Here is a 16,564-nt window from a genome sequence, read left to right as displayed (position 1 = left end):
TATTATACCATATTTGTAGCTCAATGGGAAGATTTAATCAGTGTTTCCCTAAAAATGCCCCACATCAGAAATTTTACGGCTTTACTTGGATCAACCCAACCCGTTTCGCTGAAAAAATCTCACAAAATCGTGCATATGACGATTCTGTAACAGCAACTGCCTGACCACTGCGCGGAGAGATCATACGCTTCTGATCCAGCAAATAAAAACAAAGCGGGGTTTCCCCGGGAAATTCCGCCGCCAACGCCAAGGCACGCTGCATTTGTTCCGGCTGCCGGGAATCCATCTTGATGCAAAGCCGTCCCTGGGGCAGCGTCCGCAGCAGTTCCTCCTCCGTGAGAATACTGTCACAGAGCACACTGACAGTATCTTCCTTCTGGGCAATTTTCCCCCGGACACAGAGCACTGCATCCCGTTCCAGCTTAGCACGCACTGCCGGATACAAAGACGGAAATACCACACAGTCCGCCTTCCCGGTGCGATCCTCACAGGTAAGAAAACACATAGTATCTCCCTGCTTCGTCACATGCCGCTTGACATTCTGCAAAGTCACGAACAGGATCACACGCATCCCGTCCTTTTGTTCGGACAGCGAAAAGGCATTCTGGGCATGAAACAGCTGACTGAGCCATTGCACATGATCCAAAGGATGCCCCGACAGATAAAATCCCATGCTGTCATGCTCCATCCGCAGCAGTTCCTCTGACGAATATTCCGACACCGGTGAAATCACTCTCTCCTGCACCTGCGTTTGTTCTTCACCGCCGAAAAGATTCATCTGACCAGTAACAATGCTATTTCGTTCCTCCCGGCATTCTGCCAAAATTTGTTCCCGGTTTTCAAACATCTGCCGACGATTCAGCCCCAGCCCATCCAATGCGCCGCAGAGGATCAGGCTTTCCAGCGCCTGCTTGTTCAGTCCGAAAGGCAGCATCCGGCGGCAAAAATCTGAAATACCTGTGAAATTACCCTCTTTCTGCCGCTGCGCCACAATGGCATCAATAAGACCTCGTCCCAGATTCTTCACCGCCAGCAGCCCGAATCGAATATGCTCCCCATAGCGTGTAAACACCGCCGTACTTTCATTGACATGGGGCGGCAGCACACGTACGCCAGCATTCTGACACGCCGTCAGATATTCCATGAGCTTTCCCGTTTCGCCCATGACGCTGGTGAGAAGCGCCGCCATATCATCCGCAAAAAAGTGATATTTCAGATATGCCGTCTGGTACGCCAACAGTGCATAGGCAACTGCATGAGACTTGTTAAAGGCATAGGATGCAAACCCGGCGATCTCATCAAAAATAGCATTTGCCGTTTCTGCCGGAACGCCGTTTTCCACAGCACCGCAGCAGGGCGTACTACCGTCAGAACCGTCACTGCCATAGAGGAACACCTGCCGTTCCTGCTCCATGGCAGCCTGTTTTTTCTTTGCCATGGCACGCCGCACAATGTCTGCCCGACCATAGGAATATCCTGAAAGCGTCCGGCAGATCTCCATGACCTGTTCCTGATAGATCAAGCAGCCGTAAGTAGGCCTCAGGATGGATTCCAGCAGCGGATGGGCATAGGTGATTTTCTCCGGATTGCGGCGGTTTTCCAGATATTTGTCAATGGACATGCGAGGTCCCGGGCGATACAGGGACAGAGCAACCGTCAGATCTTCCAGACAATTTGGGTGAAGCCGCATAAGCACATGGCGCATCCCGGTACTTTCAAACTGAAACACGCCTGTGGTATCCCCACGGGACATCATGGCATACACATCCGGGTCGTCCAGCGGGATCTTGTCGATAGCAAATGCCGGTTCATACTGGCGGACTGTCCGGATGCAGTCCCGAATAATTGTCAGGTTTCGCAAACCGAGAAAATCAAATTTCAAGAGCCCCATGGATTCCAGCACCTGCATGGGATACTGCGTCACCACAGTCTCATCATTTTTCTGCAAAGGCACCAGATCCGTAATAGGCACTGCGGAAATGAGTACTCCTGCCGCATGGGTAGAGGCATGGCGTGGCATACCCTCCAGACGCATTGCCATATCCAGCAGTTTTTTTGCGGCGGCATCTATCTCATACAGCTTACGCAGCTCTTCCCCATCGCTGCCCTGCATTGCCTGGGCAATGGTACTTCTGGAGTCAATAGACTTGGCGATCTTGTCGCACAGACCATAGGAGATCCCCATGGCACGGCCTGTATCCCGAACAGCCCCTCGTGCTTTCATCAGGTCGAAGGCGATGATCTCCGACACATGGTCTGCCCCATATCGGGAAATGACATACTCCTTGACCTTCTGTCTGCCCTCTACACAAAAGTCCACATCAAAATCCGGCATACTCACACGTTCCGGATTGAGAAAGCGTTCAAACAGAAGATGATAGCGGATAGGGTCAACTTGAGTAATGCCCATACAATAGGCGCAGAGACTCCCTGCACCAGAACCACGGCCGGGCCCCACAGGAATCCCGGCATTTCTGGCATAATGAATATAATCCCACACAATGAGAAAATAATCCACATAGCCCATCTGGGTAATGACAGAGATCTCCATCCGCATCCGCTGAAGCACCTCCTGAGATGGATGATCGCCGTAATGCCGCCGCAATCCATCCCGGCAGAGCTGCACAAAAAACGCCTGACAATCCATCACACCCTCCATGGTGAATTTCGGAAGATAAATATGTCCCGTCTCAAATTCCACCTGACAGCGTGCCGCAATGGCAACTGTATTTGTCACCGCCTGAGGCACAGCGGAAAACAGCGCTGCCATTTCCGCTGTAGATTTCAAATAGAACTCATCTGTTTCAAAACTCATGCCGTCGGGATCGTCCACAGTCTTGCCGGTCTGGATACACAGCAGCACATGCTGCATTTTCGCATCCTCTTTCCGGATATAATGGGCATCATTGGTTGCCGCCAGAGGAATTCCCGTTTCCCGGGAAAGCCGCAGCAAAAGGGGCAGATTCCGGCGTTCTTCAGCAATACCGTGATCTTGTATTTCCAGATAGTAATTCTCTGCCCCGAACAGCTGCTGATACCGCAGTGCTGTAGATTTCGCACCATCAAAATTGCCTTCCGACAGCAGCCTTGGGATTTCCCCGGCAAGACATCCGGACAGACAAATCAGACCCTCATGGTACTGGGAAAGCAGTTCCCAGTCCACACGGGGTCTGTGATAAAATCCTTCCAGACTAGCAAGTGACACCAGCTTCACCAGATTCTGATATCCCTGCAAACTTTCGCAGAGCAGGATCAGGTGATAGCTTTTGCCATCCAGACGATGTTCCCGGTCGTGCCGTGTTCGCTGTGCCACATAGACCTCACAGCCAATGACCGGATGGATTCCGGCAGCCTTTGCCGCATGGTAAAAGGGCATCACACCATACATCACGCCGTGATCCGTCAATGCCACTGCCGTCTGTCCCAAAGACTTCACATGTTCCACCAGCTGTTGGATACGGCAGGCACCGTCCAGAAGACTGTATTCACTGTGCACATGCAAATGCACAAACGCATCATTTGGTATGGGCGGCACGACTCCTCAACTCCTCTGCAATGGCAGCTATTTTCTGAAAACGATGGTTTACGCCGGATCTGCCAATGGGAACAGACAACAGTTCCCCCAATTCTTTCAGGCTCAGCTCCGGATTTTCCAGGCGAAGCTCTGCCAGTTCCCGCAGTTCCGGCGAAAGCGCATCTAGCTGACCACATTTCACGATCCAACGGATATCCTCCGTCTGCCGCATGGCAGCGCTGACCACCTTGTTGATATTGGCTTCATCGCAGTTGCGGACACGATTCGCCTTGTTGCGCATATCCTTGTGAATCTTAATATTCATTAATTCAATCGTACACTGCTGTGCGCCCATATAGGTCAGCGTATCCTCAATGTGCTCGCTGTCCTTAATGTACAGCACATACATCTGTTTCCGCAGGATCCTGCCGCCATTGACGCCGATACTGCCCAGAAGCTTTTGCAGATCCATGCAGAGCAGTTCTGACGGTGTGTTGAATTCCAGATGGTATTCCTTGTTGGGATCCATGACACTGCCGCAGCCAAAAAATACCCCGGCAAGAAAGGCGCTGAGACTATTGTTGACCAGATTGGAAAGCCGTATTTCTCGCTTCTCCGGGTGGATATGATACGTTTCACAGATCTGGGCGATCTGCCCAGAATCCGTGATCGTGAAGCTGACCATGGACTGTGCGCCGCCTCGTGCTACTGTGCGGACATCCGGCTGGAGCACTGTCCGGAACACGGAATGAAACAACGTAGGCATCAACCGTGCAAACACCGGACTTTCGCTTTGCAGTACGATCTGTTTTTCCGTAAACGTCCGGCAATAGAGCAGTACACCGTAGAGACAGGCAAACTGCCGGTCCCGGTCGGTAATACTTCTTGCAATTTCCTCCCGGACATCATTTGAAAATGACATGGATGATTTCCTCCTCAGAGCCTGTTTGGTGTCTTTTTCTGCGTAGATTTTCGAGTGAATTTTCGTTGATTTGAAGGCGAAAATTCGCAGGCGGACTTTCATCCGGCAAGAATTTTCAACGCAGAAAGCAACAACATTCACCGAAAAGATGCGTAGAAAAAGATGCTAAACAGCTCTTAGGGACGATCCTTTCCGATATCACGATGCTGCTTTACAACGTGCATTCCCTTGGAGATCAGATATTCCCCGATCAATTCTGTAAATGTAATAGAGCGATGCTTTCCGCCGGTACAGCCGAAGGCAATGACAAGACGGCTCTTTCCCTCCTGGATATAAAGCGGAATGAGAAAGTCCAGCAGATCCTTGATTTTTGCCATGAGCGTCTGGGACTGCTCAAAGGACATAACATATTCCTGTACGCACTTTTCGCATCCAGTCTGGGCACGCAGATCCTCAATATAATAGGGATTTGGAAGACAGCGCACGTCAAACACCAGGTCAGATTCCGTCGATACACCATATTTGAATCCGAAAGAAGTCACCTTGATGGACAGCGAATCTGTGGAATTGTCCAGAAAGATCTCCCGGATTTGTTCTTTCAGCTGAGCAGCGGAAAAATAAGAGGTCTCCAGATAATAATCTGCAAGTCCTTTCACACGTAGAAGCTGTTCCCGTTCATAGGCAATGGCATTGTGCAGACATCCGCCGAAGCGTTCGTCCAGAGGATGCTTCCGGCGTGTCTCTTTATAACGCTTGATGATAACCTCATCCTCTGCCTCAATGTAGAGGATCTTCACATCCAGATCCGCCTGACGTTCCAATTCCAGCAGCACACGATAAGCATCTGTAAACATATCACCGGAGCGCAGATCGGCAGCAATAGCAAGCTTCCGGAGATGATTCTCCGACTCCCGGCAGATCTCCACAAATTTCCCCATGAGCTGAGGCGGCAGATTATCAATACAATAATAGCCGATGTCCTCTAAAACATCCATGACGACCGATTTTCCCGAGCCGGACATACCGGTCACTACCACCACATGCATCTTTGTATCTTCCTGCATCTTTTCCACATCCCTTTCTGTTTCAGAAGTAATTTTCACCCTTTCACCGTGTCGCCCAGCAGCACTGGTTCCAATTCCAACTGATAACCAGTTTTCTCCAACACAGTCTGCTTCACAAAATCGCACAGCTCCAGCACATCCCGACAGGTTGCTTTTCCGGTATTGACCACAAATCCAGCGTGTTTGACGCTGACCTGTGCGTCACCCACACTGGCACCTTTCAGACCGCACTGGTCGATCAGAAAGGAGGCATAATTCCCCACCGGACGCTGAAAAGTACTGCCAGCACTGGGCAGTTCCAAGGGCTGCTTTGCACGGCGGCGTCCCATGAGGGAATCCATTTCTTCCTTGATATCACCGTATTTTCCCGGGCGCAATTCCATTGTCACACCCACGATAATGCCCTCATTGCCCCGGAAAACACTCTTCCGGTAGCCCAATTCCATTTCTTCCCGTGACATGACAACAATCGTTCCGTCCGACTGCATATATTCCGCCGAAACAACCACATCCGCCATTTCGCCGCCGTAGGCACCGGCGTTCATATACAACGCACCGCCTACTGTCCCCGGAATCCCTGCCAAGCACTCCATACCAGTGAGGGATTCCTCCAGGGCAAACTTTCCGATCTTCGCCAGAGTTGCACCCGCCTGACAGTGCAGCCGTGTACCGTCCAGGGTGATCTCTGCGAAATCCTTTCCCAGATGCAGTACCACACCTGCATAGCCGCTGTCCGCAGCCAGAATGTTGCTGCCGTTTCCCATGACGGTATAAGAATAGTTCCGGTCACGGCAGAGACCGAGCACCCGGCGCAGCGTTTCTGTACTATTCACGTTCACAAACGCACCGCAGGCACCGCCGATCCGGAATGTTGTATGATCCCGAAGCGGCTCTGCATATTGAACACTGCAGCCGCAAGTTTCGCAAAGCGCAGTGAGTTCATGCCAATTATTCATGATATTGTCTCCAACTCCTATAGGCTCTCCGCCGCATGTCCGCTGGCACAGAGTCCTTGGGTTTATCGTGTGAAATTAAAATGCGTCATAATCCTTAACAACTTCCTTGGACTCCATATCCAATCCCAGCTGATCCAGCAGTTCTGTAGCCGCATTATATCCCATCTTCTTTTGACGATTGTTCATGGCTGCAACTTCCAGGATCACGGCAAGGTTTCTGCCGGGCTTTACCGGAATGGTGAGCATAGGTACTTTTACGCCCAGAATCGTGGCAAACTGCGTATCCACGCCCATACGGTCATAGATTTTCTCCGGATTCCACTGTTCCATTTCCACAATCAATTCGATCTTTTCTGTATTCTTAACCGCACCGATACCAAACAGACGGCGTGCATTGATAATACCGATACCACGCAGTTCCAGGAAGTGGCGGATGTTATCCGGCGAGCTGCCCACCAGACTGATATTGGACACCTTACGGATCTCCACTGCATCGTCTGCTACAAGGCGATGACCACGCTTTACCAGTTCAATAGCAGTTTCGCTCTTACCTACGCCGCTTTCTCCGGTAATAAACACGCCCTCACCGTAAATCTCGATCAATACTCCGTGCCGTGTAATTCTCGGCGCCAGATTCAGATTCAGGAATGCGATCAGACCGGAAATAAAGTTCGAAGTGCTCTCCTTGCTCCGCAGCAGCGGCACACTGTATTTTTCCGCCAGATCCAGCATTTCTGAGAAATACGGCAATTCCCGGGCAATGATCAGCGCCGGAATATGCCGGGACATCAAAGCGTCCAATCGCTGTGTTCTGGTTTCTTCGTCAATGGTAGAAAGATATGCAAACTCCATTTTACCGATAATCTGCATCCGTTCCGGGTTGAAATATTCATAAAACCCCATGAGCTGCAATCCTGGACGGGTGACATCATTCTCATCGATCAGGATCTCTGCCGGGTCTTTCGGCATGTAAATGGTCTCCAAATGAAATTCATTAATAATCTCGGCTAATGATACCGTAAATTTACCGGTCATACCGATCACTCCTTTTTTATTTCAGTTATTTTCTGCATAAAGCACATACCCGGAAAGGGAAAATTCCAAAACAAGCTGTTCCATTTCCCCGGAAACCTCCGCCGCATCTGCGGTGATCCACAGAGGCATCTCCGGGGCGGCCTGGGATATCTTTTGCAGAACATCCGCTCCCTGCTGTACATTTGTCCCCAGATCCAGCACGACTCCGGAAACCCCCAGAGCATCCGGATCAAACACTTCTTCCGTTCCAGCCGCAGCACCGGCAGCGTCTACTTCCACCAGCACTGAAACCGTACCAGCTGTATCCGCCAGTTGATTCACCAACTGCACCAAAACATCCTTCCGCTCAGCACTTTGCACTGATTCCCCGATATAATCCAGATCTGACTGTCGGAATTGGGGAAAAATCACATCTGCACACCAAATCTGTGCAAATCCTGCTCCGGCAATTTCTCGTGTCAGTTCTTTCAGATAATTCACAGTCACATCGCTGAAAGGACTTGCCCACGCCTTGCCGCCGTTTTCCTTTTTGTTATCCAGCCAGCGGCTTCCGTCCGTCACCAGATAGCCTGCCTGTGCGTCTGCGTCCGGCAATAAATTGTCATACAGCAAACTACACTCTGCCACTGGCGTCCAGCCCTGTTCCTCTGCCGCATCGACAATTTCCGACAATGTCAGCGTGCCCTGCACCGCACCGCATTGTTTTGCCAGTTCAGACTGTGTCTCATACAAAACAGCACCGCCCTGGATCTTCAAGGGAATGACCAGGATCTTTCCCTCCGGCATTTCTTCCCTCGCCTGCTCCAGCGCCTGTGTCAATGCTGTCTTACTTTCCAGCGCAGATGCCGATAGACGGATGCCTTTACCGCCCGAAACAGACTGTGCCGCTGTTTCTGTAGTCACAGTTGTTGTAATCGTTGTCCCGGCAGCGGCAAATCCCGTCACAGAAGCTGCTGTATCGACAGTAGAAAAAGTCGTCTCCGCTGTACTCGTCTCGGACGTGTCACCACTAGAATACTGCAAAATGGGCTTAGCGATGCTGTATCCCACTACACCCACTGCACCGGCAATAAGAAATGTAAATCCGATAGAAAGCAGCGTTCTGCCAGGGCTTGTCACAGATCGACGGCGTTTTCTGGAATATTTGTGCACTTTGGGCTGTTTTCTGGACTGCATATTTGTTCCCCCTCCGACCTTTGTTCAGGTCAAATGCAATTTGGAATCAAATGGTATCAGCACCTTTCATGCTTTAAGCATATGTTTCATCATGCAGTTTTATCGCCTCGGCTCGGATCTCATCCATGGCTGCACGTGGATCCGCCTGACGGAACAAGTAACTGCCGATCACCAGAATTTCCGCACCGGCACGCAATACACGAGGTGCAGTCTCGGCATTGATGCCACCGTCCACCTCAATCTGATAGTCCAGCTGGTGCACAAGGGCATAATTCCGCAGTGCTTCAATCTTTTTCACCATATCCCAGAGAAACGACTGTCCGCCAAATCCAGGCTCTACGGTCATGACCAGGACGACTTCTACCATTTCCAGGTATGGGATCGCTGTCTCCCAGGAAGTACCAGGCTTCAAGACAATGCCTGCCTTTGCACCAGCTTTATGAATGGCTTCAATGGTCTGTACCGGGTCGCTGTCGCTCTCCAGATGAAATGTTACCAGATCTGCACCGGCTTTTACAAACTGTTCCGCATAACGCAGTGGGTCTTTGATCATCAGATGCACATCCATAAAAAGATTGGTGCACTGGTCAATTGCTGCCAGAACCGGCATTCCAAAAGTAATATTCGGCACGAACTGTCCGTCCATGACATCAAAATGCAGCATATCCAGTCCAGAGCGCTCCAGACCGGCAGTCACCGCCGCCAAATTTGCCACATCTGCGCTCAGAATCGACGCAGAGATCTGCACATGTTTCAAATGCCGTATCGCTCCTCTCGTCAAAAAGTCGATTTATACATTCCAAAACGTTGTCCCGTTTTTCAGCAAAATCGTTTCCTATGAACATTATATAATAAATCCCGTGTTTCGTCAATAGCGTTTTTTCCAGAACAAAGGATTTTTTTCCTCCTTCCGCCCGATTTCCAGGGGTTTCGGTATTTTTCCAATTTCCGTATTCTGACAATTTCTGAAAGCTGTCCTTCTACCCATAAATGTACATCAAAAGTTTCTCAAAACCGCTTTTTTTCAAAAGTTTCATGCAATGAAAGTCTTATTATCTGCATTGCATTAGATAAAATGTAAATTTCTGCTGAAAAAGCTGGACAATTCCATAAAAAAATTGTATAATAAATATGGCATGCCAAAATGTTGCGGCAATGCCCCAAATTTAAGAATCGGCTCATCGGTTCTTACGCCAGGAGGTTCTTATGAACGAACAGGAAATCAAAGAACAGCTCTGTGATATCTGCCATAAAATGTGGCAGCTTGGCTGGGTCGCTGCAAATGACGGCAACGTTTCCGTCAAGCTGAAGGATGGCACCTTTTTTGCCACCCCCACCGGCATGAGCAAAAGCTTCATCACCCCGGACAAACTGGTCAGGATCAACGACAAGGGCGAGGTTCTGGAGGGTGCGCCGGGGCTGCGGCCCTCTTCGGAAATCAAAATGCACTTGTGCTGCTATCGGGAGCGTCCCGATGTGGGCGCAGTGCTCCACGCTCATCCGCCGACTGCCACTGGATATGCCGTGGCAAACAAGGCGCTGGATGAATACACCATGATCGAATCTGTCATCGCCATCGGTTCTGTGCCGGTGACGCCCTACGGCACACCTTCCACAGACGAAGTACCCGAGGCAATCAAACCGTATTTGCAGGAACACGATGTCATGCTGCTCCAGAATCACGGTGCACTGACTGTGGGCGCAGATCTGATCACGGCTTACTACCGTATGGAAACGCTGGAACTGTTTGCAAAAATCTCTTTGAACGCACACCTGCTGGGCGGTGCGCAGGAGATTTCCAGGGAAAATATTGACCGCCTGTGCAGTATGCGTGCACAATACGGCGTCACTGGCAAGCATCCGGGCTATAAAAAATATCCCAACGGACAAAACTGACAGGAGGATCTTTCATGCTGAAACACATTCCTGCCATTCTTACTCCGGAACTACTGAAGATCCTCATGGAAATGGGGCACGGTGACGAGATCGTCATTGCCGACGGCAACTTCCCCGGCGCAGCCATTGCGAAACGGCTGGTACGTCTGGACGGTCACGGTGTACCGGAAATTCTGCGCGCTGTCATGCAGTTTTTTCCTCTGGATGCTTACACTGAAAAGCCTGTGGGACTTATGGAAGTCGTTCCTGGTGACCCAGTGGTTCCCACCATCTGGGACACCTACAAGGACATCATTTCCGCTGAAGAACCGGAACGCTGCGAAATCGAATACATTGAACGATTTGCATTCTATGAGCGTGCCCGGAATGCCTATGCGGTCATTGCCACAGGAGAAACTGCAATTTATGCCAATATTCTTCTGAAAAAAGGCGTCGTGATACCGGAGGAAGCCCGATGAAACATTATGTACTGGCACTAGACCTCGGTGCCTCCTCTGGTCGTGCTATGCTGGCAGCCTATGACGGCAAAACCATACAGCTTCAGGAAGTCCACCGCTTTGTCAACGAACCGATCTCCAAAGACGGGAAGCTGTACTGGAATGTACCGCAGCTTATGCATGAACTGGAAGCAGGACTCCAGAAAGCATATCAGATTGCTCCGTATGAAAGCATCGGCATCGACACCTGGGGCGTGGATTATGGTATGCTAGACAAGAATGGTAAACCCATGGACAATCCTCGGCACTACCGTGACAGCCGAAGCTGCGGCTATGCTGCAAAACTAGCACAGGAACTGCCGCCGGAAGAACTCTATCGCCGCACAGGCACTCAGATCATGGACATCAATACCCTTTTCCAACTCATGAGTCAGCGAGATACCGAGGGATTTGATGGCTGTGAAAAACTGCTGCCCATGCCGGATCTGTTTGCATACCTACTGACGGGAACGATCTCCGCAGAGCGTTCCATCGCCAGTACCACCCAAATGCTATCTGCACAGTCAGGCACATGGGATACTGCATTGCTGGAACAGCTGCAGATCCCTGTGAAGCTTCTGCCGGAAATTGCTGAAAGCGGCAGCAGCAAGGGTGTTCTTTCAGAAGAAATCCAGAACCGTCTGGGACTGCCGCCCATTCCGGTGACAGCCGTCTGCGGTCACGACACCCAATGCGCTGCTTTTGCTGCACCGGCGAAGACGGACAAGCATATTTTCCTGAGTTGCGGCACATGGTCGCTCTTTGGCACGGAATGCGATACTCCAATTCTGACAGAACAGGCAGCAGCATTGGGACTGTCTAATGAAGTGGGCTACGGCAAAAAGATAACATTTTTGAAAAATATCATCGGCTTGTGGATGATCCAGGAGGCACGTCGGGAATATGCACGGCAAGGGCAGAACTACAGCTTCGCAGACATCGAAAAAATGGCTGTGGAATCTCAAGGATCAGTTTGTTTTGTCGATCCGGACGATCCGGTATTCACACCGCCGGGGGATATACCCGGACGGGTACAGGATTATTGCCGGAAAACCGGCCAGCCTGTCCCGGAAACACCGGGAGATGTGTTCCGCTGCATCTACGAAAGTCTTGCCATGAAATACCGCAAGGCACTAGACGAACTGGAAACCTGCACCGGAGAGACATACCCAGTGATCCACCTGGTGGGCGGCGGTACAAAAGACCGGCTGCTCTGCCAGCTCACCGCAGATTTCTGCCAGCGTCCGGTGGTCGCAGGTCCCATTGAAGCCACAGTTTATGGCAATGCTGCCATTCAGCTGCTTGCCATGGGCGCCATTGCCGCCCCGGAGGATGCCCGGAACTGTATTGCATCATCCGAACAAATACAAACCTACGAACCGGGACAGTTCCCGGATCAACTTTATTCAAAATTTTTGACAATGATAAATTAAAGTGAGGGATCATCATGTATCCAAGAATCGGAATTCGCCCCGTCATTGACGGGAGACAATTTGGCGTCCGTGAGGATCTGGAAGTCCAGACCATGAACATGGCGAACGCCGCCAAAAATCTCATTGAATCTAACCTCCGCTATCCAGATGGCACGCCGATAGAATGTGTCATTTCTCCCACCACCATCGGCGGCGGCGCAGAAGCATATGAATGTGAGACCTTTTTCCAGACACAGAATGTCTGTGCAACACTATCGGTAACTCCCTGCTGGTGCTATGGCAGCGAAACCATGGATCTCAATCCCCTGACCATCAAGGCAGTCTGGGGCTTTAACGGTACAGAACGTCCGGGTGCAGTATATCTGGCAGCCTGCATGGCAGCACATGCCCAGCGTGGACTGCCAGCATTCTCCATCTACGGTCATGATGTCCAGGACAAAGACGACACCAGTGTGCCGGCAGATGTTCAGGAAAAAATTCTACGCTTTGCAAAATGTGCCATTGCTGTCGGCGTTATGCGCAACAAGGCATACGTAGGACTGGGCGGCGTTTCTATGGGTATCGCCGGATCCTACTGCAACTCTGACTTCTTCCAGAATTATCTGGGCATCCGTGCAGAGTGGGTGGATCTAACGGAAATTCTTCGCCGTATTCACCTGGAAATCTATGACCATGATGAGTACGAAAAAGCATTGGCATGGGTCAAGGAGAACTGCCCGGAGGGATATGACGTTAACACTGAAGTACCGGAGGACAAGGAAATTGATCCCTTTGGCATCAAAACGCCCCGCACGCCGGAAGAAAAGGCAAAGGAATGGGAGTTCATCGTCAAGTTTACCCTCATTGTTCAAGACATCTTCTTCGGCAATCCAAAACTGGCAGAAATGGGCTGGAAGGAAGAGAGCCGCGGACGAAATGCCATTCTCGGCGGCTTCCAAGGGCAGCGCATGTGGACAGACTGGCTTCCCAACGGTGACTTCACCGAAGCCATTCTCAACTCCAGCTTTGACTGGAACGGCAAGAAAGAGCCGACCATCCTGGCAACCGAAAACGACGGTCTCAATGGTACAGCAATGCTCTTTGGCAAGCTGCTGACCGGTACGGCAACTATCTTTGCGGATGTGCGTACCTACTGGAGTCCAGACGCTGTAAAGCGTGTCACAGGCATTACTCCCACAGGCAAGGCTGCAAATGGCTTTATCCACCTGATCAACAGCGGTGCAGCTGCACTGGACGGCACGGGTGCATCCAAGGATGCAGCCGGAAACGGCGTGATGAAGCCCTGGTGGGATGTCAGCAATGAGGATATCCAGGCAATGCTGGGGGCAACTGACTGGGAACCGGCAAACCTGGGATATTTCCGCGGCGGCGGCTTCTCGTCCCATTTCCGCACCCGTGCAGAAATGCCGGTGACTATGATCCGTCTGAATATCCTCAATGGTACACAACCCTTGCTGCAAATCGCAGAGGGCTACACCGTAGATCTGCCGGATGAGATTCACAAGCCGCTGGATACACGTACTGACAAGACCTGGCCCACCACCTGGTTTGTACCGAATTTAACGGGAGAAGGTGCATTTGCAGATGTATACCATGTCATGGCAAACTGGGGTGCAAACCACGGCTGTCTGGCATATGGTCACATCGGTGCTGACCTGATCACACTGGCAAGTATGCTGCGCATTCCGGTTTCCATGCACAATGTACCGGAAGAGCGGATCTATCGTCCACACACCTGGAGTGCATATGGCACAAAGGATCTGGAAGCTGCAGACTACCGTGCCTGCGCAGAATACGGCCCGATTTACAAATAATTTTCTTTTGCTGGATGCTGTGTCTGATCCCTGCGGATCGACGCAGATTCCATAATATTCAGTTGCGTATCGAAAACCGTCTTTGGGATGCACCCTGAGGACGGTTTTCTTTTTGCGCTGGATTTTGCCGAAAAAAATATTTTTTGAACAAGCTTTGTCGAACATATTGCCAAGTCAAACATAATATGCTATAATGAACTGGTGAAACAGAAAGGAGTCCTGCCATCTGCAAAAGCAACACCAACTAAGACTTGCCGCCGCTGCACTGACCTGTGTCGCCCTGCGGCAGAAGCCGACACCGCACCACGAATTGCCGGAACAGCGAATGATTTCTTATGGATCAGAGCCTAAAACGCACCCGGACCTGTCCCTGCATTTTCTGCACAAGACGATTCCCCACAAAACGATATTTACATCTGCTACTGTCTGACTTGAAAAACAGCCGTAACCGGAAATACATCTGGTTACGGCTGTTTTTGAAAAAATTTTTGCTTTGTCGAATTGACAGAAACGTTCTTAGATGATATAATAAAATCAAAATGGAGGATGAAACATGAACTGGAAAAAGCACTACCGAAAAGCAATCACTTTCAGTTACGACGATGGCAACGAACAGGATTTACAACTGCTAAAAATTTTGAACAGCTATGGCATGAAAGCCACCTTTAATGTCAACACAGGACTGGATCACGACCATGGCACCTGGAAATATCACGATACACTCTGGGTGCACCGTTTGAATCTGGCGGAATGTCCCCAAGTATACCAGGGACATGAAATCGCCGTACATGGCAGCCGTCACTTGAATCTAACGGAACTGACCCGAGACGGGATACGGCAGGAGTTAGGAGCAGATATCGCTGCGATCACCGAAATCTATGGCACCCGCCCTGTGGGAATGGCATATGCCTACGGTGCATACAATGAAACTACTATAGAAGAAATTTCCCGGGCAAAGCTGCAATACGCTCGAAATACTATCAGTTCTCACCAATTTGCAGAACAAACCGATCTCCTGCAATTCCAGCCCACTTGTCATCACGATGATCCCCAGTTATTTGTGCTGGCAGAACAATTTCTACAGCTGAAACCGGAGACACCGCAGATCTTCTATATCTGGGGACACAGCTATGAATTTGAAGGAAACCACAACTGGGATCGTCTGAAACAATTCTGTGAAATGATTGCCGGAAAAGACGACATTTTTTACGGCACAAACCGGAAAGTTCTACTTTCTGAATAATACAAAATTCTCTGATGCAGCATATCTGTTCACTGCGTCAGAGAATTTTCACTACATTTTGGAGCAGTTTGCAACCATGTACAAATAGCATTCCAGGATTCTTTTACCAAATCGCAGCCATGCTGATAATAGGCTCTGATCTTCTCTTCATTTTGAGTAAACAGCGGAATTGCCGGGATCTGCGGACGCAGGACAAAAACACGGTTCTCCTTCTGTGCCTGTTCCATCTGCCGTAATTGCTGTTCATAGCGCATGATCCGGTGCATAATGGCATGGTATAGGTCAGGATATTTCTGATAATACAGCTGCCGAAGCAAAAGCCGCAATCGGGTATAATCTGTCGGATGAGCGCCCTCTCCCCCAGTGAGCACAACCAATACCTTGTCGCAGCCCGATTCCAGTAAGTGCAGAAACGGGATAGGATCAGCAATGCTGCCGTCCACATAGTGCATCCCATCCAATTCTACAGGCTCACAAATGATTGGCAGTGCACAAGACGCCTTTATAGCAGTAAACATACGCCGTTTGCTGCCGGAATCGGTCAGGTATGCCGGTTCACCATCCTCGCAGCAGGTGGCAACAAAATCTGTGTGCATAAACGATTTGCAACAGGCATTCCAATCCACCCGTCTGGCATATTCATATACCATGCAATCCAAATTTAGAAAACGCCCCGTATGCGCCATATGCCGGATTCCGAAATAACGTTTCTTCCTTTCCATGATCATCATATCCAAAGCGATGCCCTGCTGCCTGGAACGATAATTCAACACACACCCCGCACCAGCAGAAGTGCCAGAGACAGCCGATGCATAAAAGGAACGTTCCATAAGGGAATCCAACACCCCGGCTGTAAACGCACTGCGTTCCGCTCCGCCCTCCAAGGCTATTCCCGTTTTCATTCCAGCCTCCCTTTCTTCCTGATGAATAGCGAATGATACGATACTATTATATATAATTTTGCGTATTCTGTCAAGTTTCGCCCGGAATAGATACAAATCGACACATCAGAAATCCCCATCTGATGCGCCGATT

The 16,564-nt window shown here is 50.3% G+C and carries 13 protein-coding genes; 5 read left to right on the top strand and 8 right to left on the bottom strand.

Annotated elements, in window-relative coordinates:
• Window positions 1–73: 73 nt before the first annotated feature.
• From QZ375_RS03170 to rpe, 7 genes are all read right to left on the bottom strand, one after another.
• Window positions 74–3,535: a DNA polymerase III subunit alpha gene (locus QZ375_RS03170; RefSeq protein ID WP_295215123.1), complete on the bottom strand. Its 3,462-nt coding sequence runs from the start codon at window positions 3,533–3,535 to the stop codon at window positions 74–76.
• Window positions 3,516–4,436, bottom strand: coding sequence for a DNA-binding protein WhiA (whiA, locus tag QZ375_RS03165; protein WP_295215121.1), 921 nt, complete (start codon window positions 4,434–4,436; stop codon window positions 3,516–3,518). The genes QZ375_RS03170 and whiA overlap by 20 nt, the downstream gene beginning before the upstream one ends.
• Before the next feature lie 176 nt (window positions 4,437–4,612).
• Entirely contained in the window at window positions 4,613–5,500 is an 888-nt protein-coding gene (gene rapZ, locus QZ375_RS03160; protein WP_295215118.1) for an RNase adapter RapZ, read from the bottom strand.
• A 35-nt stretch (window positions 5,501–5,535) separates the two neighbouring features.
• A complete protein-coding gene (gene murB, locus QZ375_RS03155) occupies window positions 5,536–6,456 on the bottom strand; it encodes a UDP-N-acetylmuramate dehydrogenase (RefSeq protein ID WP_295215113.1) in 921 nt (306 codons plus the stop codon).
• Between the two features lie 75 nt (window positions 6,457–6,531).
• Window positions 6,532–7,491 carry an HPr(Ser) kinase/phosphatase gene (gene hprK, locus QZ375_RS03150; protein WP_295215110.1) on the bottom strand — a complete coding sequence of 320 codons (960 nt, stop codon included), beginning with the start codon at window positions 7,489–7,491 and terminating at the stop codon, window positions 6,532–6,534.
• 21 nt (window positions 7,492–7,512) lie between these two features.
• A complete protein-coding gene (locus tag QZ375_RS03145; protein WP_295215107.1) occupies window positions 7,513–8,667 on the bottom strand; it encodes a putative glycoside hydrolase in 1,155 nt (384 codons plus the stop codon).
• A gap of 73 nt (window positions 8,668–8,740) precedes the next feature.
• Window positions 8,741–9,415: a ribulose-phosphate 3-epimerase gene (gene rpe / locus QZ375_RS03140; protein ID WP_365728170.1), complete on the bottom strand. Its 675-nt coding sequence runs from the start codon at window positions 9,413–9,415 to the stop codon at window positions 8,741–8,743.
• 458 nt (window positions 9,416–9,873) lie between these two features.
• On the opposite strand from rpe, the gene QZ375_RS03135 reads away from it, so the two are divergent.
• The 5 genes from QZ375_RS03135 to QZ375_RS03115 all read left to right on the top strand — a co-directional run bounded on the left by QZ375_RS03135 (window position 9,874) and on the right by QZ375_RS03115 (window position 15,529).
• Window positions 9,874–10,563, top strand: coding sequence for a class II aldolase/adducin family protein (locus tag QZ375_RS03135; protein ID WP_295215101.1), 690 nt, complete (start codon window positions 9,874–9,876; stop codon window positions 10,561–10,563).
• A 14-nt stretch (window positions 10,564–10,577) separates the two neighbouring features.
• Window positions 10,578–11,021 carry an L-fucose mutarotase gene (fucU, locus tag QZ375_RS03130; RefSeq protein WP_295215098.1) on the top strand — a complete coding sequence of 148 codons (444 nt, stop codon included), beginning with the start codon at window positions 10,578–10,580 and terminating at the stop codon, window positions 11,019–11,021.
• Window positions 11,018–12,472 (top strand): rhamnulokinase family protein, encoded by a 1,455-nt coding sequence (locus QZ375_RS03125; RefSeq protein ID WP_295215095.1) that lies wholly within the window; start codon window positions 11,018–11,020, stop codon window positions 12,470–12,472. Before fucU ends, QZ375_RS03125 begins: the two co-directional genes overlap by 4 nt.
• Before the next feature lie 14 nt (window positions 12,473–12,486).
• Window positions 12,487–14,286 carry an L-fucose isomerase gene (locus QZ375_RS03120; protein WP_365728163.1) on the top strand — a complete coding sequence of 600 codons (1,800 nt, stop codon included), beginning with the start codon at window positions 12,487–12,489 and terminating at the stop codon, window positions 14,284–14,286.
• A gap of 553 nt (window positions 14,287–14,839) precedes the next feature.
• Complete coding sequence (locus QZ375_RS03115; protein ID WP_295215092.1) at window positions 14,840–15,529, top strand: polysaccharide deacetylase family protein; 690 nt, start codon at window positions 14,840–14,842, stop codon at window positions 15,527–15,529.
• Between the two features lie 29 nt (window positions 15,530–15,558).
• Here QZ375_RS03115 and QZ375_RS03110 read toward each other — a convergent pair whose 3' ends face one another.
• Window positions 15,559–16,431, bottom strand: coding sequence for a patatin family protein (locus QZ375_RS03110; RefSeq protein WP_295215089.1), 873 nt, complete (start codon window positions 16,429–16,431; stop codon window positions 15,559–15,561).
• Between the last annotated feature and the right edge of the window lie 133 nt (window positions 16,432–16,564).

It is taken from the genome of Ruminococcus sp., assembly GCF_019417665.1.
GTDB lineage: Bacteria > Bacillota > Clostridia > Oscillospirales > Ruminococcaceae > Ruminococcus_C.
The sequence above is the reverse complement of the archived record's forward strand: the minus strand, read 5'-3'. Positions and strand labels throughout refer to the sequence as shown.